This is a genomic window from Glycomyces buryatensis (assembly GCF_004912275.1).
Taxonomy (GTDB): Bacteria; Actinomycetota; Actinomycetes; order Mycobacteriales; family Micromonosporaceae; genus Glycomyces; species Glycomyces buryatensis.
On record NZ_STGY01000083.1, the window covers coordinates 336,759 to 357,601 of the forward strand.

Annotated in this window: 20 protein-coding genes and 1 pseudogene; 13 read left to right on the plus strand and 8 right to left on the minus strand. The window is 67.3% G+C overall.

From position 1 onward, the window contains the following. Window positions 1–126: 126 nt before the first annotated feature. The 4 genes from FAB82_RS28740 to FAB82_RS26385 all read left to right on the plus strand — a co-directional run bounded on the left by FAB82_RS28740 (window position 127) and on the right by FAB82_RS26385 (window position 3,255). Entirely contained in the window at window positions 127–816 is a 690-nt protein-coding gene (locus tag FAB82_RS28740; protein WP_211116877.1) for a glycosyltransferase family 2 protein, read from the plus strand. A gap of 45 nt (window positions 817–861) precedes the next feature. Then, a complete protein-coding gene (locus FAB82_RS26375; RefSeq protein ID WP_136537543.1) occupies window positions 862–1,626 on the plus strand; it encodes an S-methyl-5'-thioadenosine phosphorylase in 765 nt (254 codons plus the stop codon). A gap of 213 nt (window positions 1,627–1,839) precedes the next feature. Beyond that, entirely contained in the window at window positions 1,840–2,586 is a 747-nt protein-coding gene (locus tag FAB82_RS26380; RefSeq protein ID WP_136537544.1) for a hypothetical protein, read from the plus strand. A gap of 3 nt (window positions 2,587–2,589) precedes the next feature. Continuing rightward, window positions 2,590–3,255: a YbbN family protein gene (locus tag FAB82_RS26385; protein WP_136537545.1), complete on the plus strand. Its 666-nt coding sequence runs from the start codon at window positions 2,590–2,592 to the stop codon at window positions 3,253–3,255. A 49-nt stretch (window positions 3,256–3,304) separates the two neighbouring features. On the opposite strand, the gene FAB82_RS26390 is transcribed toward FAB82_RS26385, so the two are convergent. Continuing rightward, window positions 3,305–3,736, minus strand: coding sequence for a DUF6069 family protein (locus FAB82_RS26390; RefSeq protein ID WP_136537546.1), 432 nt, complete (start codon window positions 3,734–3,736; stop codon window positions 3,305–3,307). 144 nt (window positions 3,737–3,880) lie between these two features. Between FAB82_RS26390 and FAB82_RS27705 the strand changes: the two are divergent. After that, window positions 3,881–4,720 (plus strand): annotated as a pseudogene (locus tag FAB82_RS27705) (AraC family transcriptional regulator); the annotation flags it as partial. Here FAB82_RS27705 and xynC read toward each other — a convergent pair. Further along, the gene (gene xynC, locus FAB82_RS28745; protein WP_136537548.1) at window positions 4,708–6,171 is read right to left on the minus strand and encodes a glucuronoarabinoxylan endo-1,4-beta-xylanase XynC; all 1,464 of its coding nucleotides are present in this window, start codon (window positions 6,169–6,171) and stop codon (window positions 4,708–4,710) included. The pseudogene FAB82_RS27705 and the gene xynC sit on opposite strands and share 13 nt — an antisense overlap. A 387-nt stretch (window positions 6,172–6,558) precedes the next feature. Here xynC and FAB82_RS26405 point away from each other — a divergent pair, with 387 nt between their 5' ends. Continuing rightward, complete coding sequence (locus FAB82_RS26405) at window positions 6,559–7,758, plus strand: sulfotransferase family protein (protein WP_168801794.1); 1,200 nt, start codon at window positions 6,559–6,561, stop codon at window positions 7,756–7,758. A gap of 54 nt (window positions 7,759–7,812) precedes the next feature. Here FAB82_RS26405 and FAB82_RS26410 read toward each other — a convergent pair whose 3' ends face one another. Further along, window positions 7,813–8,238, minus strand: coding sequence for a DoxX family protein (locus FAB82_RS26410; RefSeq protein WP_136537550.1), 426 nt, complete (start codon window positions 8,236–8,238; stop codon window positions 7,813–7,815). Window positions 8,239–8,406: 168 nt separating this feature from the next. Then, entirely contained in the window at window positions 8,407–9,432 is a 1,026-nt protein-coding gene (locus tag FAB82_RS26415) for a glycoside hydrolase family 5 protein (protein WP_136537551.1), read from the minus strand. A gap of 257 nt (window positions 9,433–9,689) precedes the next feature. Here FAB82_RS26415 and FAB82_RS26420 point away from each other — a divergent pair, with 257 nt between their 5' ends. The 4 genes from FAB82_RS26420 to FAB82_RS26435 all read left to right on the plus strand — a co-directional run bounded on the left by FAB82_RS26420 (window position 9,690) and on the right by FAB82_RS26435 (window position 13,946). After that, window positions 9,690–10,610, plus strand: coding sequence for an aminoglycoside phosphotransferase family protein (locus tag FAB82_RS26420; protein WP_136537552.1), 921 nt, complete (start codon window positions 9,690–9,692; stop codon window positions 10,608–10,610). 63 nt (window positions 10,611–10,673) lie between these two features. Beyond that, a complete protein-coding gene (locus FAB82_RS26425; protein WP_246039854.1) occupies window positions 10,674–11,468 on the plus strand; it encodes an inositol monophosphatase family protein in 795 nt (264 codons plus the stop codon). A gap of 179 nt (window positions 11,469–11,647) precedes the next feature. Further along, window positions 11,648–12,394: an SAM-dependent methyltransferase gene (locus FAB82_RS26430; RefSeq protein WP_136537554.1), complete on the plus strand. Its 747-nt coding sequence runs from the start codon at window positions 11,648–11,650 to the stop codon at window positions 12,392–12,394. Between the two features lie 664 nt (window positions 12,395–13,058). Continuing rightward, a complete protein-coding gene (locus tag FAB82_RS26435; RefSeq protein WP_136537555.1) occupies window positions 13,059–13,946 on the plus strand; it encodes a hypothetical protein in 888 nt (295 codons plus the stop codon). 31 nt (window positions 13,947–13,977) lie between these two features. On the opposite strand, the gene FAB82_RS26440 is transcribed toward FAB82_RS26435, so the two are convergent. Further along, entirely contained in the window at window positions 13,978–14,346 is a 369-nt protein-coding gene (locus tag FAB82_RS26440) for a hypothetical protein (RefSeq protein WP_136537556.1), read from the minus strand. 158 nt (window positions 14,347–14,504) lie between these two features. Beyond that, window positions 14,505–15,707, minus strand: a complete 1,203-nt coding sequence (locus FAB82_RS28995; protein WP_136537557.1) for a TetR/AcrR family transcriptional regulator — start codon at window positions 15,705–15,707, stop codon at window positions 14,505–14,507. 258 nt (window positions 15,708–15,965) lie between these two features. Between FAB82_RS28995 and FAB82_RS26450 the strand changes: the two genes are divergently transcribed. Then, on the plus strand, window positions 15,966–17,144 hold the full coding sequence (locus FAB82_RS26450; protein ID WP_136537558.1) for an MFS transporter: 1,179 nt from the start codon (window positions 15,966–15,968) through the stop codon (window positions 17,142–17,144). Window positions 17,145–17,170: 26 nt separating this feature from the next. Further along, entirely contained in the window at window positions 17,171–18,928 is a 1,758-nt protein-coding gene (locus tag FAB82_RS26455; protein WP_136537559.1) for a glycoside hydrolase family 3 protein, read from the plus strand. 61 nt (window positions 18,929–18,989) lie between these two features. On the opposite strand, the gene FAB82_RS26460 is transcribed toward FAB82_RS26455, so the two are convergent. Both FAB82_RS26460 and FAB82_RS26465 read right to left on the minus strand, forming a co-directional pair. Then, the gene (locus FAB82_RS26460) at window positions 18,990–19,244 is read right to left on the minus strand and encodes a DUF397 domain-containing protein (RefSeq protein WP_136537560.1); all 255 of its coding nucleotides are present in this window, start codon (window positions 19,242–19,244) and stop codon (window positions 18,990–18,992) included. After that, window positions 19,234–20,052, minus strand: coding sequence for a Scr1 family TA system antitoxin-like transcriptional regulator (locus FAB82_RS26465; protein ID WP_136537561.1), 819 nt, complete (start codon window positions 20,050–20,052; stop codon window positions 19,234–19,236). The genes FAB82_RS26460 and FAB82_RS26465 overlap by 11 nt, the downstream gene beginning before the upstream one ends. A gap of 389 nt (window positions 20,053–20,441) precedes the next feature. Between FAB82_RS26465 and FAB82_RS26470 the strand changes: the two genes are divergently transcribed. Continuing rightward, on the plus strand, window positions 20,442–20,804 hold the full coding sequence (locus FAB82_RS26470) for a hypothetical protein (protein ID WP_136537562.1): 363 nt from the start codon (window positions 20,442–20,444) through the stop codon (window positions 20,802–20,804). The last annotated feature ends 39 nt before the right edge of the window (window positions 20,805–20,843 follow it).

The following is a 20,843-nucleotide window of genomic DNA, read 5'->3' on the forward strand; positions in this document are numbered from 1 at the left end:
CAACTGGATGCGCTGGGCCTGACGGTGGCGGAGCTGCCGAAGCTGCGGGATCTGGACGACGCCGAGGACGCGCGGGCCATCGCCGCCGCCGCGCCCCGCACTCGTACGGCCCGGAAGGTGTGGTCGCTGCTCGAAGCGCCGACGGCGAAGGTCGACGTGATCCTGCCGGTGCTCAATGAGCGCGATGCGATCCCCTGGGTGCTCGATCGGATGCCGAAGGGCTGCAACCCGATCGTGGTCGACAATGGCTCCGATGACGGTTCGGCCGAGGTCGCCGCCGAGCACGGGGCCCAGGTCGTCTCCGAGTCAAGGCGCGGTTTCGGGGCGGCCTGCTTCGCCGGGCTCGAAGCGGCTACGGCGCCGGTCGTGGCGTTCATGGACTGCGACGCCTCGCTCGACCCGGGCGACCTGGAGGCGATCTGCGGGCCGGTCCTGGACGGCGAGGCCGACCTGGTGCTGGGCGCCCGCAAAGCCGAGGCCGGGGCGCTGCCGCTGCACGGTCGCGTCGCCAACCGGTACCTGGCGCGGCGGGTCCGCCGGCTCTGCGGCGCGCAGGTCACCGATATCGGCCCGATGCGGGCCGCGAGGCGAGAAGCCTTGCTGGACTTGGGCATCAGCGACCGGCGCTCGGGCTGGCCGCTGGAGATGGTGCTGCGCGCGGGGCTGGCGGGCTGGCGGATCGCGGAACTTCAGGTGCCGTACACCGCGCGGATCGGCAAGAGCAAGGTCACCGGCACCGTCCGCGGGACGCTGCGGGCGGTCAAGGACATGCGGGCGCAGCTGGCGAAGGCCCGCGAAGCCGCCCACCACCGCTGACGAACAGAATCCTATAGGATATATCCTATACCATTAAGGAGAGCGATGAGCGAGCAGGCACGGGCCGAGGTCGGCGTCTTCGGCGGCACCGGCTTCTACGAGTTGGACGGCGAGATCGAACAGGTCGAGATCGAAACCCCTTGGGGCGCACCGTCAGCCCCGATCACTATCGCCGATTTCGGCGGGGTGCGCACCGCGTTCCTGCCGCGACACGGCATCGGCCACCGCTTCCCGCCGCACCAGGTCAACTACCGGGCCAATGTGGACGCAATGCGGCAGTTGGGGGTGCGGTCCCTGATCTCACCGTTCGCGGCCGGTTCGCTCCGCCCGGAGGTGCGACCGGGAGAGTTCGTGGTGTGCGACCAGATCGTGGACCGCACCTGGGGCCGCGCGTCGACCTTCCATAAGGAATTCACCGACGGCCCGGTCCACATCCCGTTCGCCGACCCGTACGACCCGGCACTGCGAAACGCGGCGCTCGCGGCGGCCGCGGAGATCGGTGTGACGGCGCACGACGGCGGCACCGTGGTGGTCATCAACGGCCCCCGCTTCTCCAGCCGAGCCGAGTCGAAATGGCATCGGGACGCGGGCTGGCACGTGGTGAACATGACCCAGTCCCCCGAGGCGCCCTTGGCAATGGAGGCCGGAATCCCGTTCTGCGGCATAGCACTGGTAACCGACTACGACGCGGGCCTGGAAGAGGACCCCGACATCGAACCGGTCACCCAAGAAGCGGTCTTCAAGGTCTTCGAAGCCAACCTCGCCAAGGTCAGAGAACTCCTCAAGACCCTGATCCCCCGCCTCGCCTGATCCCTAAGGGCGCGAATCCCCGCCGGGTCCAATCGCCGTGCGACTCGGCCGTGCGACATGCTTGTCAGACCCCCCGTACACACTGGTGAACGGGGGGTCTTTCCTTGCGCCACACCCGACCTCGGGGGTCAGCGCCACCGCGGAGTTGACAAGCACCGGTACGCTGTCCGCCAGCGCGACCCTCCCGCGCCCACCCCGTCTACTGAGGAAGCCATGGATATTGTTGCCGCCCTTCACTCCAACCTTGAGGTGGAGCCGTTCCCCGGAGTCGACGACGCCTGGCTCGCCGGCGGCCGCGTCCGTGCCACGCGGCAGCTGTACCTGACCGACCGCGAGCGTCAGGTGATCTTCCAGGTGAGCGTGAAGCCCGAGACCGACCTGGAGGAGGTGCGGCGCTTCCTGCTGTTCGCGCGGGCGAACCTGGATCGGCTCTGGCAGGCGGTGCCGATGGTCGCCGTTCCCGGGTTGCGGCTGGAGCAGGCGGAATTCGACAGCGCGATCGCGGTGCTCCCTGCCGCCAATAACCTACGACCGACTCAGGTCGAGGAGACCGACCTGCGGGTCTACCAGCTGTTCCCGGGGTGTCAGTACGAGGTCGCGATGACCGAGTCCGAATCGGATGCCGTCTATCGGTGCCGGTACGGGCTCAAGTCGACCGACTGGACCCGTGACCCGAGTCCGGCGCTGCTGCTGCGCTGGGGATACCACCGGGAGGGCCAGCATCCGGTCAATCGCGATCAGGGTTTCACGGTCGACGCCGGTTCGGTGCGGACAAATTTTCGGATCATTACCAAGTGCCGAACCGGATGGATCTGGTGCGAGAACTTCACCGGCCGGGAGATCCGCTTCGACTACGACCAGGACACCGGATTGACCTGGCAGGGCGACGGGGGCGTCGGGTCGGTGTCCCCGGAAGATGCCGGTGATCTGCTGTGGACGTTCGCGACCGGGAAGGCATAAGCGATGCAGTTGAATTCGGATTACACCACGGAGGCCGATCCGGCCTCCCGTGATCAGGTCTGCGACCTGATCACATCGCTCGCGTTGGCGCCCGGGGAAAAGACGATCGCGATCTTGTCCCACGCCCCGCAGGTCTACATGCAGACGATGATCACCCCGGAGGAGACCTTCGCCCTCGAGTTCCGCGACGCGAGCGATGGCAGGCACTTCTCAGTCGAGACCGGTTCGCGTTACGTCGTCAGCGAGGCGTTCCTGAGCTACTTCGACGGCACCAACAATTGGAAGACCAGGGTCGAGTGGAAGGGCGAGCAGGTCAGCGGCGATCGGCGGGCGCAGCCGGGAAATGGCCCGGACAGTCCCCTGATCAGAGACCTCCCCGACCGGGACGGCCTGTCCATGATGGCCTTCACCGACGCCTCCGATCTCAGTTGTCAGGCCTACGCCGCCGAGCTCGCCCGCTTCGAAGCACAGGAGCGCGAAAGACTCTCCCTCACCGTGATCGACACGGCCGCTTCACCTGAACTCTGCGCAGAGTGGGGAGTCGACGGTTCCAGGCTGCCGATCCAGATCATCTTCAAGGACGGCGTGCTGCAACGAGTCCTCCGAGGCGTCCGCTCGGCCAGGGCATTGACCCATCAGCTCGATTCCGCCATGGGCAATCACCACTGACGTGGCGGAGGCCCCTGCCGATTTCGGATCGGCAGGGGCCTTCGGCGGTTTACACCTCGGGCACCGGGCGGCGCTTGCCGAAGACGGGGAAGAGGATCGCGACGACGACCGCGTGCATCACCAACAACGTGACCGTCGTGCCGGTCGAAGCCTCGGCCATCAAGGGCGGGAAGAGCTCGAGCAGAAAGATGATCGAGGCACCGGTCAGCCAGATCCAAGCGGCACGGCGCCTCGCGAAGCGGTCGAGCAGGGCCCGCACGATCCAACCGGCACCGCCCGCGACCAGGGTCGCGAAGATCGCTCCCCACACGGTCACCGTCATCTCGGCCTGGCCTGGAGCCTCGGTCACCATTTCGACCCCTGCCATCGCCGCGATCGCTACGACGATCACGTTCGCGGCCGTCGCCGCGAGGAGGGCGATGAGCCGAGGACGCCAGACCGAAGCGCCCTGCACCGACTCTGAACGCGTTTCTTCTTCCACATTGGACATTTTGTGTCTCCGCTGCCTTGGGTTTCGTTTCGGGTCTCTGCATTGAAGGTATGGCAGCGGGGGCCCGGCGCCCATCCTTGAACGTCCCCGGTTTATACGCGATCGTCCTGGCCCGGATACGATTCCGGGGTGGATGTGCTCAGCGATGTCATGAAGGTACTGCGAACCGGCCGCCCGTTCGTGGCCCGATTCGCCCGCGTCGCGCCCTGGTCGAACCATCACCGGAGCCATCCGGACGGATTCGGCGTGCAGATCATGGTGCGTGGCACCGCGATCGTGACGACCCCGAACGGCCGAACCCTGAAACTGGAGGAGGGAGACGCGCTGCTGCTCCCCCACGGCAGCGAGCACTACGTCGCCGACTCCCTCGGCACGCCGGTGGGACAGCCGTGCGCGGCCGGCGAGGAACGCTCCGGAGTCGTCGTGCGCTCCAATGACGACGACGCCACGCACGTCGCACTGTGCATGGCCTACGAACTCTCGCCGGGCCGCACCCACCCGATGATCGCCTCGATGCCCAACTTCGTGCGCATACCCCGCGACCCGGGCGCCCGGCCCGAGCTCTCCCATGCGATCGCCATGCTGGACAACGAGCTCCGCTCCGAAATCAGCGGAGGCGACACCCTGGTGCCCGCACTGCTCGACGCGATCCTGATGTACCTGCTGCGGGCGATGCTCGGCCACCGCTCCAGGGACTGCCGCTTCACCGGCTGGGCGGACGCGCTCGCGGACGGCTCGGTCGCGGCGGCCCTGGAGGCGATCCATGCCGACCCGTCCCGGCAGTGGACCGTCGCGTCCCTCGGGGAGGTGGCCGGACTGTCGCGGTCGGCGTTCGCGCGCCGCTTTACCGACCTGGTCGGCCAACCGCCCCTCGCCTACCTGACGTCCTGGCGCCTGACCCTCGCGGCCCGCCTCCTCTCCGACACCGACGCACCCCTGTCGTCGGTGGCCAGGCAGGTCGGTTACGCCTCCGAGTTCGCGTTCGCCGCCGCGTTCAAACGCGACTTCGGAACGCCCCCAGGCCGATTCCGCAAGGACACCCCCGCCTGCGAGCCCGATGCGGCGACCTTGTTCCTCGCCGAGGCGGTCCCCGCCTGATAAGCAGCGGCCGCCTCGCCTAACGCGGTCACGAAGGTCGTCACGCTCTGCGTGGGAAGCTCTCCCGTGAAGGAGCCGTCCGACATGCCGATCTCGGCCTGCGCCTCCAGATTCCGGTCGGCATCCGTCAACCACGATGCGACACCCGTCGCGGCACTTCCCTCGACGGTGAACTCCTGGCTCACCGCCGAGGTGCCCTTATTGACGGCGACGATGACGACCTCCGAGCCCTCCCCCTTGAACGCCGAGGTGTAGACGTTCGACTGCGGGCTCGCGGTCGCGTCGACGCGCACATGTCCGGGGCGGACGAACCGCGAGAAGTGCGCCATGTTCGCGCCGCGCTTGCTGATCTGCCCGTCCTCCCTCATGGGGCCGTAGGAACGCCGGATGTACCACCAGATGTAGGTCTGGAACTGGCCGTCCACCAGGGCGCGGTGGACGTGCTCCCCCACGTCGAGCGCCTGCGGCCAGAGGTCCGCCGAATCGCTGCTGTTGGGGTGGTAGACCTCGGTCATCCACAGTTCCTTGTCGCCGCCCTTCTCCTCGAAGAGCGGATACGGGAAGTCGGCGACCTGCGTGCCGTAGAGGTGCGCCCCGAGGATGTCCATATTGGCGAGTGCCGTTGAGTCGTTGAGGATCGGGTCCGAGAGGTTCTTCCGGTATTGGAACGACTCCGGCGCAATGACCTTGGTGTCGATCGCGGCGGCGTTCTCCTGGAGGAACCGGACGATCTCGTCCGACGTCCACGCCGTCCAGTCCTCCGCGTAGTCGGGCTCGTTCTGCACCGAGATGGCGTAGAGGTTCACCCCGTTGTCCGCCATGAACGTGTAGAAGTCGTTCAGGTGCTGCGCATAGGCGCCGTACATGTCGTATCGGAGCCGCTGCCCACCGGAAAAGGTCTCGACCATCTCGGGCGGCGGATTCCACGGCGACGCGATGACCTTCGCGCCGAGCTCTGACGCGCGGACCGCGGTCTCCACCTCACCGCTCCAGTTCGCCTGGTCCTCATGGACGGGAATTCGCAGCACCGAGAAGCCCAGCTGCCCCTCGTCGGTCCCGAAGGCCGTGTCCCGTTGGGCGGCGGTCAGGTCGCTGATCCACACGGTGTGGTTCATGCCGCCGAAGCCCTGGATCGTCTGCCGCTCCGCCGACGGGTCGACGACCACGGCGGCCTGCGTGGCGGACGGCGTTCCGGGGGTCGCGGCATTCGCCGTCGCCACCGCCGCCGCGCCCGTGAGCACCGGAACGGCACCAGCCACGGCCAGGACGGTCCTCCGACTCGGCGATTTCGACCCCGCGACTCCGGCTTCGTTCGGACGTGACTTCATGGTTGGCCCTCCGGTGCATAGACGTTGATCTGCGCCGCCTCGGCCCCCTCCACCTTGGTCGACTTCGGATGGCCGCATCTGAGTTTGCTCCAGGGACTCGCCGAAACTTTCACTCAGGCACGGCATCCATCGAAGGGTATGTATGCCTAGACATTCCTGTCAACCCCCTCTAAAGCAGGAATTATCCGCATTTAGCATCGACACGCTTCGGTAACGCTGACCGAAACTTTCGCTTCGAACGTCACCGGATTCGGGGGCAGACCGTCTCACCCGGTCATGCTCCGGAAACCGGGCGGCGAGGGCGACGTTTCGGACACCGCACGGCTACGGACGGTTGTGCGAGAATGCTTCCGATCCCTTATAACCGGCTGTTCCCCGGAGCAACATTTGCCCAACATACCGATCAGTACCCGCCTGCTCAATGCCTTCCTGGGGCCCGGCGCCTCCGGACACCAAGCGCCCGAGCAGGTCTTCAAGCAGCTGCTCGACAAGGCCACCGAAACCGGCGGGCCCGCCGACGGCGACGACGCCTTCCTGTCCGACTTCCGCCGCCTCGTCGCCGAGATGTGCTCTACGAGCGGATGGACGGCGCTCGGCTGGCAGAGCGCGGTGGCCGACCTCCAACTCCGGCTCCAGAACCGGCTGCGCATCGTCCGCCTCCACCGCGAAGTCCCCGAACTCGCCGCCGAGCGAGTCGTGGCCCCGATCTTCGTCGCCACCCTGCCGCGCACCGCCACCAATTTCACCCGCGGCGTCATCGGCCGCTCCACGCATCACCGCGCCCCCCTGCTGTGGGAGATGACCTACACCGATCTGCTTCTGCCCGAACGACAACGGCGAGAGCGCATCAAGTCGGTCACCCAGCTGTACAAGCAGATCGGCCAGCTCGCCCCCAAGTACCGCAAGGCCGTCGGCCTCGAAGCCGAGGAACCGGACGACTGCGCGCACCTGCTTCCCCACGGCCCGAGCCACCTGATGCGGGCGGACATGCCCGGCTACCGAAAATGGCTCGCCAAGCGCGACTTCCGGCCCGACTACATTCGGCTCAAGCAGGCCCTCCAGGTCCTCCAGCACGGGCGGCCCCCGGCCCGCTGGGTCCTGGAATCACCCGCGCACCTCGACAATCTCGAGGCGATCCGCGAGGCCTTCCCCGACGCGAAGATCCTGTGGGTCCACCGCGACCCCATCACGGTGCTCGGTTCCCTTTGCAGCCTCACCGAGATCTCGCAGGCGATGCACCTGCGCGGACCCGACCGGGAGGCCATCGGCCAAAACTGGATGGAGATGCTCGCGGCCTCGATCGAGCGCGCCCGCAGGGCCCGGGTCGCCCTGCCCCGCGAGGCGATCGTCGACGTTCCGTACCCGCAACTGGCCGCCGATCCCCGCGGCGCGTTGCCGCTGCTGTACGAACGGCTCGGATCACGGTGGACGCAGAACGATTCGGGGAACCTGGAGAAGGTCCTGGCCGGCCCGGGCATCGCCCGCTCCCACGAGCAGGAGCTGTCCCGCTACGGCCTGACCTCGGCCGATGTCGAAGCCGCCTTCGGCGACTACCCCCGCATCATTACGGGGCTCTGGCTGCGCTGATGCGGGAGGCGGCCAGACGGCCGCCTCCCGCTCGGTTGTCAGACCGTCTTCAACTCAACTTGCCAGTCCTCGATTGAAGAAGCGGAGGGTCTGGTACGAACGGCCCCAAGCGATGACGGCGAGGGGAACCAGCAGGATCAGGGGCGTCGCGACCGGCCAGTAGCCGTCCACGATGAACGCGTTCGTGTAGGCCGCGCCGACCATCACCAGGCACAAGCCTATCGCCGCCAGGCCCGACAGCCGCGGGATGAGCAGGCCGATGCCTCCGGCGATTTCCACGACGCCGATGAAGTACATGAACCAGACGCCGGCCCCGATCAGTTCGAAGCCTTCGGCGGCCGCCTCGACACCGAACAGTTTCGGTGCGCCGGAGGCGATGACGAAGAACGCGCCGAAGAGGCCCTGCAGAATCCAGAAGGTGACATTGAGCGCGCGGCCGGGCCCGGCAGAGGCCACTGTGGTGGGGGGTTCGGAAGTCATGATGGGTGGTCCTTCCACTGAGGGAGTCAATCTGTAGTCACTGGAATAGACCAACCCCACACCTGGTATTCATCGTTCGGGCAGAACTTTTTTCACACCGGGCAGACCGATGGCCCCATGCCGGGGCATGGGGCCATCGACCGGCTGCGTGCCGGGTTGCCGCCGGTGCTACTCCGCCAGGATCTGCTCGCGGATCCACTCGCCGGCGGGCTTCAGGCTCGAAGTGCCGGTGAACTCGCCGCTCGGGCAGGTGCCTTCCTTGAACACCGCGCCGGAGCGCATGTCGTCCGAGAAGTTCCAGTTAGTCCAGCTGATCTGGTGCTCGGCCATCATGTCCGTCCACTGCTGCGACATCTCGAAGTCGTTCTCGCCGTCGCCGGTGTAGGTCTGCGTGCCCCACTCGGTCGCGAACAGCGGAATCTCCTCTGCCGCCGCGGACACCGCCGCGATGTAGTCCTCGCGGTGCGAGGCCGCGTAGAAGTGGAAGGCGTACATGACGTTCTCGGCGTCGACCTGGTCGTCGATGACCTCCGACGGGTCGCTGCCCTCGCTGAGACCCAGCGAGGAGTACCCCGGGGTGCCCAGGATGACGACGCTGTCGGGGTCCTGCTCGCGAATGACCGGAATGATCTGCTCGTGATAGCTCTTGATATCCGACCAGGCCACGCCGTTCGGCTCATTCGCGGTCTCGTAGATGACGCCCGGGTTGTCGGCGTGGGCCGAGGCGATCTCCGTGAAGAAGGTCTTCGCGGCCTCGAGGTTCACGTTCGGGTCACCCGGGGTGAGAATGTGCCAGTCGACCAGGGCGTACATGCCGCGCGCGGTGACCGAGTCGATGAGCTCGCTGACCTTGGCCGTGTATCCGGCCGGGTCGGCCTCGTAGCCCTCCTCCTGGACGTAGAGGGACAGCCGCACGATGTCGGAGCTCCAGTCCTGCTGCAGCGCGTCCAGCGAGGCGTCATTGACGCAGTCGCTGTACCACTGCAACCCGTGTGTGCTCATTCCCTTGAGCTGCACCGGATCTCCGGCCTCGCCGCACAGGTTGACGCCGCATACCGACAGCTGCCCGTGCTGCTCGATCGCGGACTGCGCGACCTCTTCGGTCTCCTGTGGCGCGGCGGTGTCCTGAAGGTTGTCCGCCACCGCGAACCCCGAGGGGACCAGCGCGGCCGCCACAAAGGCCGCGGCCACCATGAGACCCTTTCTGCGCCTTCTATTCTTGTGATCAGACGTCAAGTCGTTGTCCCTTTCGTCCGGTGCCCGGCGCCGCCCTCCGCCGGAGAACGAGCCGGACAATATAGAGCAATTGATGGCATTCTATACCTGGGAAATGTGGCATTCCCGACAAGGCGGACGATGCGACGGTCGACCTGGTGAGCGCATTCCGAGCTAGATTTAGGCCCGGATGAGTCGACACTGGATCAGTTGAAGACCTACGAGAGGGACTCTGCATGGGCGACTACGACATCGATGAGAATTTCGTGCGAGCGCTCCTGGAGGAGCAGCACCCGGACCTGGCCGAGCTGGAGCTGCGCCCCACCCCGGGCGGCTGGGACAACCGGATGTGGCGCTTGGGAGAAGACCTGGCCGTGCGCATACCGCTCACGGCCAACGCCCCCACGCTGCTCCGCAATGAACATCGGTGGCTGCCGATCCTCGCCCCGCGCCTACCACTCCCGGTACCGGTACCGGCGCGAATCAGCGAGCCCTCGGAGCGCTTCGCCCGCCCCTGGATCATCACGACGTGGGTGCCCGGCGAGCCGGCCGACCGCGCCCCGCTCACCCGCGTCCCGCAAGCGGCGGAGGCCTTGGCGGGCTTCTTGAGAGCGCTCCATCTGCCCGCGCCGCCCGAGGCCCCGGTCAGTCCGGGACGCGGCGTTTCGCTCGGCAGCCTCCCCGCGCGATTCGAACACCAGATGGAGTACCAGGCGCAGACCGATATCGATGCCGTCCATCTCCGGGACATCTGGGACGACGCGGTCGCGGCGCCCGAATGGACCGGCCCGCCGGTTTGGCTCCACGGCGATCTGCATCCGGCGAATGTGGTCGTGGCGGACGGGACCTTGGCCGGGGTCATCGATTTCGGCGACCTGTGCGGCGGCGACCCGGCCACCGACCTCGCCAGCGCGTGGCTGCTGCTGCCGGACGGCGAGGCCAAGCGGTTCTTCGCGGCCTACGGGGGCGCCGATGCGGCGACGATCCGGCGGGCGCGAGGATGGGCGCTGCTGGGATGCCTGTCGCTCATGGAGATCGGCCACGCCGGCGATATGGGGTGGCCGGGCGGCAAACCGACGTGGGGACCCGCGGGCCGGGCGGCAATGGAGCGATTGCTGGTCTCCGGTGATGTCACCGGCCTGGCCGACCGGCCTTGACGCTTCACCGGTCGGCTCCGCTCGCCGATATGGTTGCGGGACAGTCCAAAAGTGGGGGTTCTCGTGACATCGCATGGCAGTGACACCGAACTGGCGATCGCGGCGGCCTCCGCCGGGGCCGAGGTGGCTCGCGAGATGTTCGCCGGGCCGTTGCAGCGCTTCGACAAGGCGCCCGGCGACTTCGCCACCGATGCCGATCTCAAGGCCGAACAGGTCATTCTCGATCTGCTCCGCACCGAGCGCCCCGACGACGCGGTGGAGGGCGAGGAGAGCGGACAGAGCGGGGCCGTCGGATCCGAGCGGCGGTGGCTGGTCGACCCGCTGTGCGGGACGCTCAACTACGCGGCCGGACACCTCCTGGTCGCCGTGAATGTGGCGCTGCAAGTGGGAACCGCGATCAGTGCGGCGGCCGCGGCCGATCCCGCGACGGAAGAGGTGTTCTGGACCGATGGCGGGCGATCCTGCGTCCGGCGCGGCTCCACCGATGAGGTGTTGCGGCCCTCCTCGCGAACCGGACTCGTGGACGTCAATCTCGACGACCCCTTTTTCAGCGACGACAGCTACCGGCCTACGGATCTATTGGCGGATCCCGCCTTCGCCGCGCGGTTCCGGCCCCGGGTCGTCTCTTCCACGCTCGCGCTCACCTGGGTTGCCGCCGGACGGCGCGCCGCCTATGCCACCGGCCGTTCGATGCTCGGCAGTGTGCACTTCTCCAGCGGCATAGCGATTTGCCAGGCGGCCGGATGCACCGTGACAGACCTGCGCGGCGAGCCACTGTCCGCCGATTCGGTCGGGCTGCTCGCGGCCGCCGACGAGGAGACGCACGCCGCGCTCCTGGAATTGATCCGAGTCGCATAGACCCGTCCGGGTGAAATTCTGTTGACCGGCCTCTGGCGCGCGTCGTACGGTTGGCGCGTTTTCACTGGTGATCTACTCAAGTGGGGTGCATTTCATGAAGGTTCATGCGCACGCGGTCGGGCCTGTCGGGCCGAACGCCGAATCCGCCATGACCTCAACCAAGACAAGGATTTCCACCAGTGGATCTGCCACGAACCTTTACCATCCGCGAGAGCGAACACCGCATTCATAATCCGTTCGACGAACGGAAGCTCGCCGACCTCGGCGCGGCCCTGCACCTGAAGCCGGGCATGCGCATGCTCGATCTGGCCAGCGGGTCGGGCGAGATGCTCTGCAGCTGGGCTCGAGACCACCGCCTCACCGGCACCGGTGTCGACGTCAGCACCGCCTTCACCGCCAAGGCACGCGCCCGCGCCGCCGAACTGGATGTGGCCGAACAGGTCTCATTCGTCCACGGCGACGCCTCCGGTTACGTCTCCTCCGAACCGGTCGACGTGGCCGCCTGCATCGGCGCCACCTGGATCGGCGGCGGGGTCGCCGGGACCATCGAGTTGCTGCGGCGCAGCCTGCGTCCCGGCGGACTGATGCTGATCGGCGAGCCGTTCTGGCGCAAGACGCCTCCGGACCGGGAGACCGTCACCGCCTGTCACATGGGCAGCCGGGACGACCTCTTCGCGCTGCCCGGGCTCGTCGCTCACTTCGGACGGATCGGGTACGACCAGGTCGAGATGGTGCTGGCCGACCAGGACAGCTGGGACCGCTACGCGGCCGCGCAGTGGCTCAATACGCGCCGCTGGCTCGACCAGAACCCGGAAGACGAGCTCGCCGCCCAGATGCGGGCCGAGCTCACCGCCGCCCCGCTGCAACACATCCTCTACCAACGCGAATACCTGGGCTGGGGCGTCTTCGTCCTGATGGCCCGCTGACACGCGGGCCCGGACGTTATCGTCCCCATGGCCCGCAAGCGAATCCGCCGGCCCGACATCGAGGTGTCGGGCCGGCGCCCGCGTTCAACACCGCAGCTCCCACCACTCACCCCGATGTCTCGGGGGCAAGGGGAAGGTCCGGTCGAGGAAGATTTCATCGAGAGGTTCGACTAGGAGACGCAGCTCTCGGGCCGGGCGTTTCGGCAGCCTGTGGAACGCTCGTTCGAGGATCCCTCTGTCGTAGCGGCAGCAGTGGTAGCAGCTGTCGATCGGACCATCGAGAATGGTGCGGATAGGGGCCCTGACCTGCTTGCGCCACCACGCGTATGTGCTGGCGACGACGCCCGGGTAGAACTGGGGGTCAACGACTTCAAGCTGCCGGATCGCCGCGTTCAGCGATCCCGAGGCACCGGGGATTTGACGGACATTGGTTCTGCGCCGCTCAGGGCGGCGCGGAGGGTGAATGGCGCGTACTCGCGCGGGCGACCTACGCGGCATCGCCCTTTCTATTGTCGACCATGACCTCAGTATGCCTCGCCGGTGCCACCGCTGCCCCACGTCCTACCTCCCCGGGCTCGGGTACGGCACCATGTACCGGGATTGCGGACCGGACGTACAGTCCCTTTGCATCCCTTGGCAACCCACCGACCCTGAGGACGAGCCGATGAACGACGCACCCGAGTGGAAGCGGCACCTGGATTCGACCATCCAATCGTGGGAGGCCGCGCCTTCCGGCGAGTTTGCCGTGTTCGCCAGTCGCGACGCGCTGACCTGTGTGGACCGCGTGGGGAACGAACTCTGGCACTTCGACTTCGGGCCCCGTCCGGGAACCGACCACGGCATAGGTAGGGCGTCCTGCACCTACTCGAAGGACGGGTCAGTGGTGTGGCTCTACCGGCCGGACATCGGCCGCGGGCGCGGTGACACCGACCGCTGGTTCGCCCTCGACGCCTCCCACGGCGCGGTGATCGGGGAGGCGCCGCTGGTGGTCCCCTGCGGGCTCGGGGGCTGGTACCTCCCCCACCCCGACGGCCGCACCATGTTCATGGAGGTCGGCTGCGGCCAGGACGGCGCTTACCTCTTCAGCGGCACCGTCGCGGACGGCGGCCTCACCTGGGCCCCGTGGCCCGAGCCCGATCACCCCGACCTCGGCGACCGCAGCCTCCTCGACTTCACGCCCGACGGCACGGGGATGCTCGTCATCGACTTCGACGGAGACCACGTCATGATCTACGACTATCCCTCGGCGGCAGTACGGTTCACCATCCCACTCGAAGCGTTCGGTTTCGATGGCGAGGAAGCCGGGGTCGAGAGCGTCTCCCTGTTCCCCGCAGGCCGCTTTCTCGACGACCGGATCGCGCTCGTCCGCTTCCAGGGCGAGACCACAACTGACGCGGACTACCTCGTCGACCGGTCACTTGTCAGCATCGGACCGGGGACCGACTTCATTGCCTACCAGGCCATCGACATCCAGACCGGCGCGGTCCTCGGTCCGTGCACGCCCGACGGCGACCGGCCCGAGGGCCAGCCCCGGTACCTGCCCCACCCCTGAGGTGTGGCAGAGGTACCGAGGCGCCCAAGGTTCAGCATCGCCCTATCCACCAGGGCCCCTGCCGGGCATGGGGATCGGGGTAGGTGCGTCCCAGGAAGTGCTCGTCCAGCGGGGCGACCAGCCGCCGCAACTCACGTGCCGAGGACCTGGGGAGCCGATGGAGGGCCAGTTCGATGGTCTCCCGGCCCGGCATGGGATCGCAGTACTCGCAGCAGTAGTAGCCGTCGGCATACGGCGCTCGACCCCGAGCCCCGTAGGCCTGCCGGTGCCAGTTCCTCCACGCCAGATTGACCGCTCCGACGTAGAGGCGGGAGTCCTCGACTTCGAGCCGCCTGATCGCGGCATGGAGGGATCCCGAGGCGCGGGGAATCGGCGGTGCCAGAAATCGGCTTATCGCCAAATGACGGAGCCAGGAGGGAGTGGACTCGGATTGCAGTGCGCGTATACGCGCGGGCGGCCTACGCGGCATCGCCCTTTCTATTGTCGTTCACGCCTTCGATTATGCGATATGCCGTCAAGCGACGAGCAGGCTCTCCAGGTGCACCCGAAGTTCGGCGGTCACGTCGATCTCCTCGGGGTCGTAGAGCCACTGCACCTGAAGCCCGTCCCACAGGGCGACGAACCAGATCGCCTCGCGCCGTGAGTCGCGGTCCTCGGCGATCTGTCCGCTGGATCGCAGGAGTTCGAAGACGCTCTCGAAATGGTCCACGGCCCAATGGAAGCGGCGGGTGAAGAAGTCGTGGGCCGGGTGGTCGGCGGCGGTGGCCTCGTGCGAGAGGACGGTGTAGATCTCGATGAGGCCGGGTCGCTCGGCATTGTTGCGGGCCCCCTGCACGAGGCGGCGCAAGTGCTCACGAGNGTGGTCGCCGTATCATTAAAAAAGTTGCGGGCCCCCTGCACGAGGCGGCGCAAGTGCTCACGAGGGGGAACCGGTTCCCGCGGGTCCTCGCCGGCGCGCTCGTCGCGCTTGGCCAGCACGGCCGCGAGGAGCGCGTCCTTGGAGCCGAAGTGGTGCAGCAGTGAGGACTTCGAGGTCCCCACCTGCATTGCAATGTCGCTCAGGCTGGTCTGGGTGAAGCCGCCACCGGCGAAGAGCTCCGTCGCGCTGTCGATGATGCGGGTCTTGCTCTCGCGGCCGCGGGCGTAGCCGGACTCGTCGGCGGGCGGCGGCTCCGGCAGGCGCACCAGGCCGTCGCCTTCGGAGCGCGGCTCGGCGTCGAGGTCCGCCCCGGACTCGGGGGTTCGGGCGAAGTGGGCGGCCAGCGCGGCGGGCACCTCCACTTCGTCCAGATAGAGCGACATGACCTGGAGGCCGTCCCAGACCGAGGTCAGCCGCACCACGTCGCGGTCGTCGTCGTGATAGTGGCGCAGCGATTCGTAGCGGCGGCGCATGTGCTCGTGGGCGGGGTGGGCCGCGGTGACGGCCTCGCCGGTGAGCGCGGCGAACAACGGGACGTATCCGGGGGTGGCGGCGTTGCGGCGGGCCAGGCCCACCATCGCTTCGGGCCGGGGCAGCTCGGCGTGCGCCTCGATCCAGGCGAAGTTGGCGGCCTCCCAGCGGTTCAGGAGGGCGAAGAGCAGGTCGTCCTTGGAGGTGAAGTAGCGCAGGAGGGCGGCGTGGGAGACGCCGGCCTTCGCGGCGATCGCGCGGAGCGAGACCCCGCTGAAGCCTGCGGCGGCGAACAGTTCGTACGCCGCGTCGAGGAGTTCTTCCTGGCGGGCGACACCGGTGGCGTAGCGGCGCTTCGTGGCGGCGGTCACCTGAGGGTCCTCACGGTCGACGGGTCGGGCGCGGTACTGGCTGCGCGGCCAAGCCTAGCCGTTCGGTGGAGAATTCCGAACCAAACAAGCTAACCACTCGGTCAGTTTTTGAGCTACAGTCCTTCGCAGGGCAACGTCGCCCCAGGTTGAAAGGTCTCCCATGACAGAGTTGTCTGCGCCTGCCGCTCCCCCGGCGCCCCCGCGCCCGCTCGCGAGCCGCGCTCCTACCCCTACGCCCTCGCCGGAGCCAACTTCGGCATCTACGTCGCCGTGCTCACCCCGGTCATGGTGTCCATGGCCTTCAAGGTCCAGCACATCACCGCCTCCCCCGAGGCTGCTGCCAGCGCGCTCGGCCTGGTCCTGGGCGTCGGCGCGCTCTTCGCGCTCATCGCCAACCCGCTCGTCGGCCGCCTCTCCGACCGCACCACCTCCGGCTGGGGGATGCGCCGCCCGTGGATCGCCGGGGGCGCCGCCACCGGATTCGTCGCCCTGGCCCTCATCGGCGTGGCCGACTCGGTGTGGCTGGTCCTCCTCGGCTGGTGCGTCACCCAGACCGCGCTCAACGCCGTCATGGCCGCCGCCAACGCCACCCTCGCCGACCAGGTGCCCGCCGAGCGGCGCGGCAAGGTCTCCGGGATCGTTGGCATCACCACGCCCCTGGGAATCCTCGGCGGCACCTTCCTGGTGAACCTGATCGACGGCGACCTGCTGCGGTTCACCGTCCCCGGCGCGCTGGCGCTGGCGCTGGCCCTGTTGTTCGCGTTCTCGCTCAAGGACCGCGTCCTCGCCGAGAAGCCCGCCGAGCGATTGACGCTGCAGCAGTTCCTCGGATCGTTCGTGTTCAACCCGGTCGAGCACCCCGACTTCGGTTGGACGTGGCTGACGAAGTTCCTCATCATGTTCGGATACGCCGGGATCGCCGCCTACCTGCCCTACTACCTCACCGAGCGGTTCGGACTGAGCGAGCAGGAGGCCATCAGCGCGATCCTGTTCGCGCACATCGCCTCGATGCTCGCGATGGCGGTCTCCAGTCCCGTCGGCGGGATCATCTCCGACAAGCTGGGCAAGCGCCGCGTGCCGGTCGCCTTCGCCGGACTCGTGATGGTCGCCGGGCTGGTGCTGCTCGCCTTCGCGCCCAACGTCGGCGTCGTCATCGTCGCGCAGGGCGTCATCGGGCTCGGCGCGGGCGCGTTCCTCTCGGTCGACCTCGCCCTGGCCACTCAGGTGCTGCCCAATCCCGATGACACCGCGAAGGACCTCGGCGTCCTGAACATCGCGAACGCCCTGCCGCAGTCGATCGCCCCGGCCATCGCCCCGGCGATCCTGGCGCTGGGCAACGCGACCCCGCTGGGCGGCTACCCGCTCTGGTACCTCTTCGGCGCGCTCACCGCGCTGGCCGGGGCGGTCCTGGTCTACCGCATCAAGTCCGTGAATTGACATCCATTGGCCACCAGGAGGAACCCATGACCAAAGTCGACACCCGCTATAAGGACGCGTCGCTGTCCATCGAGGACCGGGTCGAGATCCTGCTCTCGCAGATGACGTTGGAGGAGAAGGCCGGGCTCTTCTTCCACACCATGATCACGGTGGGCGAGAACGGGGAGCTGTCCGGGCCCGACCCGGCGTTCGGGCTGCCCTCGAACGAGGAGTACGTCTCCGGCCGCTTGATGAACCACTTCAATGTCCTCGGCGCGCTCCCGTCCGCCGGGTCGGCCGCCAAGTGGCACAACCGGCTCCAGGAGCTGGCCGCGTCCACTCGGCTCGGCGTCCCGGTCACGCTCTCGACCGACCCGCGCCACTCGTTCAGCGACAATCCGCTCGCGGCGCTGAACACGACGGCGTTCTCCGAGTGGCCCGAGATGCTGGGCTTCGCGGCGCTGCGCGACGAGGCGCTGGTGGAGCGCTTCGCGGACATCGCCCGCCGCGAGTACACGGCCGTGGGCCTGCGCGTCGCGCTGCATCCGCAGATCGACCTGGCGACCGAGCCGCGCTGGGCGCGCCAGCTGCCGACGTTCGGGGAGGACGCCGACTTGACCTCGCGCCTGGGCGCGGCGTACATTCGCGGGTTTCAGGGCGCGGAACTGGGCGCGGAGTCGGTGGCGGCCATGGCGAAGCACTTCCCCGGCGGCGGCCCCCAGCAGGACGGCGAGGACCCGCACTTCGCGTACGGGCGCGAGCAGGTCTATCCGGGTGGGCGGTTCGAGCTGCACCTCAAGCCGTTTGAGGCCGCGTTCGAGGCCGGGGTCTCGCAGATCATGCCGTACTACGGGATGCCGGTGGGCACCGAGCACGAGGAGGTCGGCTTCGGCTTCAACAAGTCGGTCATCACCGGGCTGCTGCGCGAGCGCTTCGGCTTCGACGGAGTCGTCTGCACCGACTGGGGCCTGATCAGCGACGCCGAGATCATGGGCCAGCCGTTCCCGGCCCGCGCCTGGGGCGTCGAGCACCTGACACCGCGCGAGCGCATGATCAAGATCCTCGACTCGGGCGCCGACCAGTTCGGCGGCGAGGCCATTCCCGAACTGCTGGTTGACATCGTGCGGTCCGGCGAGGTCAGCGAGGAGCGAATCGACGTCTCCGCGCGGCGGCTGCTGCGCGAGAAGTTCACCCTCGGACTCTTCGATCAGCCCTATGTGGATGCGGAGGCGGCCGTCTCGGCTGTCGGGACTGCGGAGTTCCGAGCCGAAGGCGAAGCGGCGCAGCGGGCCTCGGTCACGATGCTGAGCAATGACGGCGTCCTGCCGCTCCAAACGGGACTAAAGCTGTATGTCGAGGGCATCGACGCGGCGATCGCCGCCGAGTACGGCACCGTCGTCGCTTCCCCGAAGGAGGCCGACGCGGCGATCCTGCGGCTCCAGGCCCCTTATGAGCAGCGGGAGACGATGTTCGAGAACTTCTTCCACGCCGGATCGCTCGACTTCCCGGCCGAGGTGCGCGAGCACCTCGCCGCCGTGGCCGCGGCGGTGCCGACGGTCGTGGACGTCTTCCTCGACCGCCCGGCCATCCTCGGCCCGATCGTGGAGGCGGCGGGCGCCGTCACCGCGAACTACGGCACGAACCCGCGGGCGATCCTGGATGTTCTGACTGGCCAGGCCACCCCGAAGGGCAAGCTGCCGTTCGACATCCCGTCCAGCATGAAGGCCGTCGAGGCGAGCCGCCCCGACGTCCCGTTCGACACCGAGGACCCGCTGTTCCGTTTCGGGCACGGGCTCTCGTACTGACGGGCAAGGAGAAGGAGCCCCGCCGCAAAGCGGCGGGGCTCCCTTCGGGCGTGTGCGGGTGTTAGCCGGCGGCGGTGATCAGCGCGCCGAAGTCGCGGGGGGCGAGGTCGAAGACGGGGGAGCCGTCACCGAGCTTCGAGTCCCGAAGGTGAAACCCATCATCATCGGAGCACAGGGCTACTTCCACGCAGTTGGAGTCGTTCCCGGCTCCGCTGCGGGTGCTCTTGCGCCATGCTCGACGGACCTCGACGCAGTCAGAGTTGTTCGTCGCGCCACTCCGGGTGCTCTTGCGCCACGCGGTCACCTCAAAGGTCATAGCGGTCGTCCTCGATTCGGTTCGACATCTTCCACATGCTCTTGCGGAAGTCATCGTAACCCTGGACCACGGCGGGGTCTTCGATGCACTTGCTGGTGTCGAAGTGTTCGAGGTACACGTAATTCGGGCCTACCAGACCGGACTCCCCAATTTTGAAGATGTTCAAATTGCCCTCGCGGGCGCGGACCGGTTTGGGGAAGACACGAATCTCCCAGCCGAACTCCTCAACGCACGCACGCAGATGGGCGATCTGCTCTCGATAGAGCTCCTCCGAGAGATGCCTGAGGAGAACTAGTGCCGCCTCACCGATGAGGAACTGCGCTATGAAGTTGTCAGTACGCTCCTCCAGCGTCTCTCGCCGCGTAACTTTGAAGACCCACCCACCTGCGACGTCCTCGTCTGAAGCTCCCGGTTCGGTCAGACGGACGAACTCGAAGTGATACCGCTCCGTTTGGAGCGGGCCGGGGATGATGAGCGCATCCCACTTGAAGATCTCGCCGTAGTATTCCTCCCCCATGGCGACCATCAGGGCATTGAGCCGCAGGTCGGTCTCGATCGGGCCGTCCTTCTTCTGGTTCCGGGTGAGGAGCTTCATGTACCGCTTCAATTCGTCGTCCATCCCACAGGCCTCTGCGATGTCGGAGATGGAACCATACGGAATGTTGTGCCGGCCGTTCTCCCAGAACCGCACGGTATCTCGGTGGACGAAGATTTGATCGGCAAGGCGCTCTTGCGACAAGCCCGCTAGGATGCGGTACTTCCTCAGCATCAGCCGCTTGTACAAGGCAGTCAGGTCATCCGCCGACATTGACGTTCTCCTGATTCGGTGCGGTGGGTGAATGAGGACTATCACTATGACACAGTCCCAATGAAATCGGAAACTGCGGAATGTCTACCTCCATTCAGCACACCGTGATTCAAACCCGCCGAACCGCTCACGCATAGAACGCTCACGCGGCCCGACATGCAGGCCAACGCTCGCCTTGTGACCTGCTAAAACATCCCCTAGATTCATGGATGTCGCGAGTTTCCGCCATACAACTCTCGACACTGGTGGGGATAAACCCGGGGCCGCGCTCTCTCAATGACAGCCGCGGCCCCGGGCGCCAATCAGTCGGATTTCTGACATTCCTTTATGGAATCAGTCGTGAACCGATGAATGGAATGGCATTCGACTCATGAATCGAGGGGCAAGGGATGAGACCGACCACTGAATCGACACCGCCCGAACACAACTCGCTGGAGCGCGGGCGCTTCAGCGACGGGCAGCGGGCCTTCGCCGTACGAGCTTCGGGAGAGCACGCGCCCGACTCATTCCAGGTGTACGCCAACGAGAACGCGGCGGACATCGTCGTGGTCGTCACGGGCCTGAACTCGGACCGGCCGAAGGCGGCGTGGGGCTCCGCGTGGGATACGGCGAGTCTGGAATGGAAGCGCTGGTTCGAGGACCGGGCGTTCATGGTGTTCTACAACGGCCGAGTGCCCACGATCGTCCGGGCGCCGGGTGGCACGGTGAGCGGCAAGGCGAGCGGCACGGCGGAGCGAAAGATCAGGTTCTGACGTTTCTATGTCTGTCAAGTCGGTGTCGGTGTGTCCTGT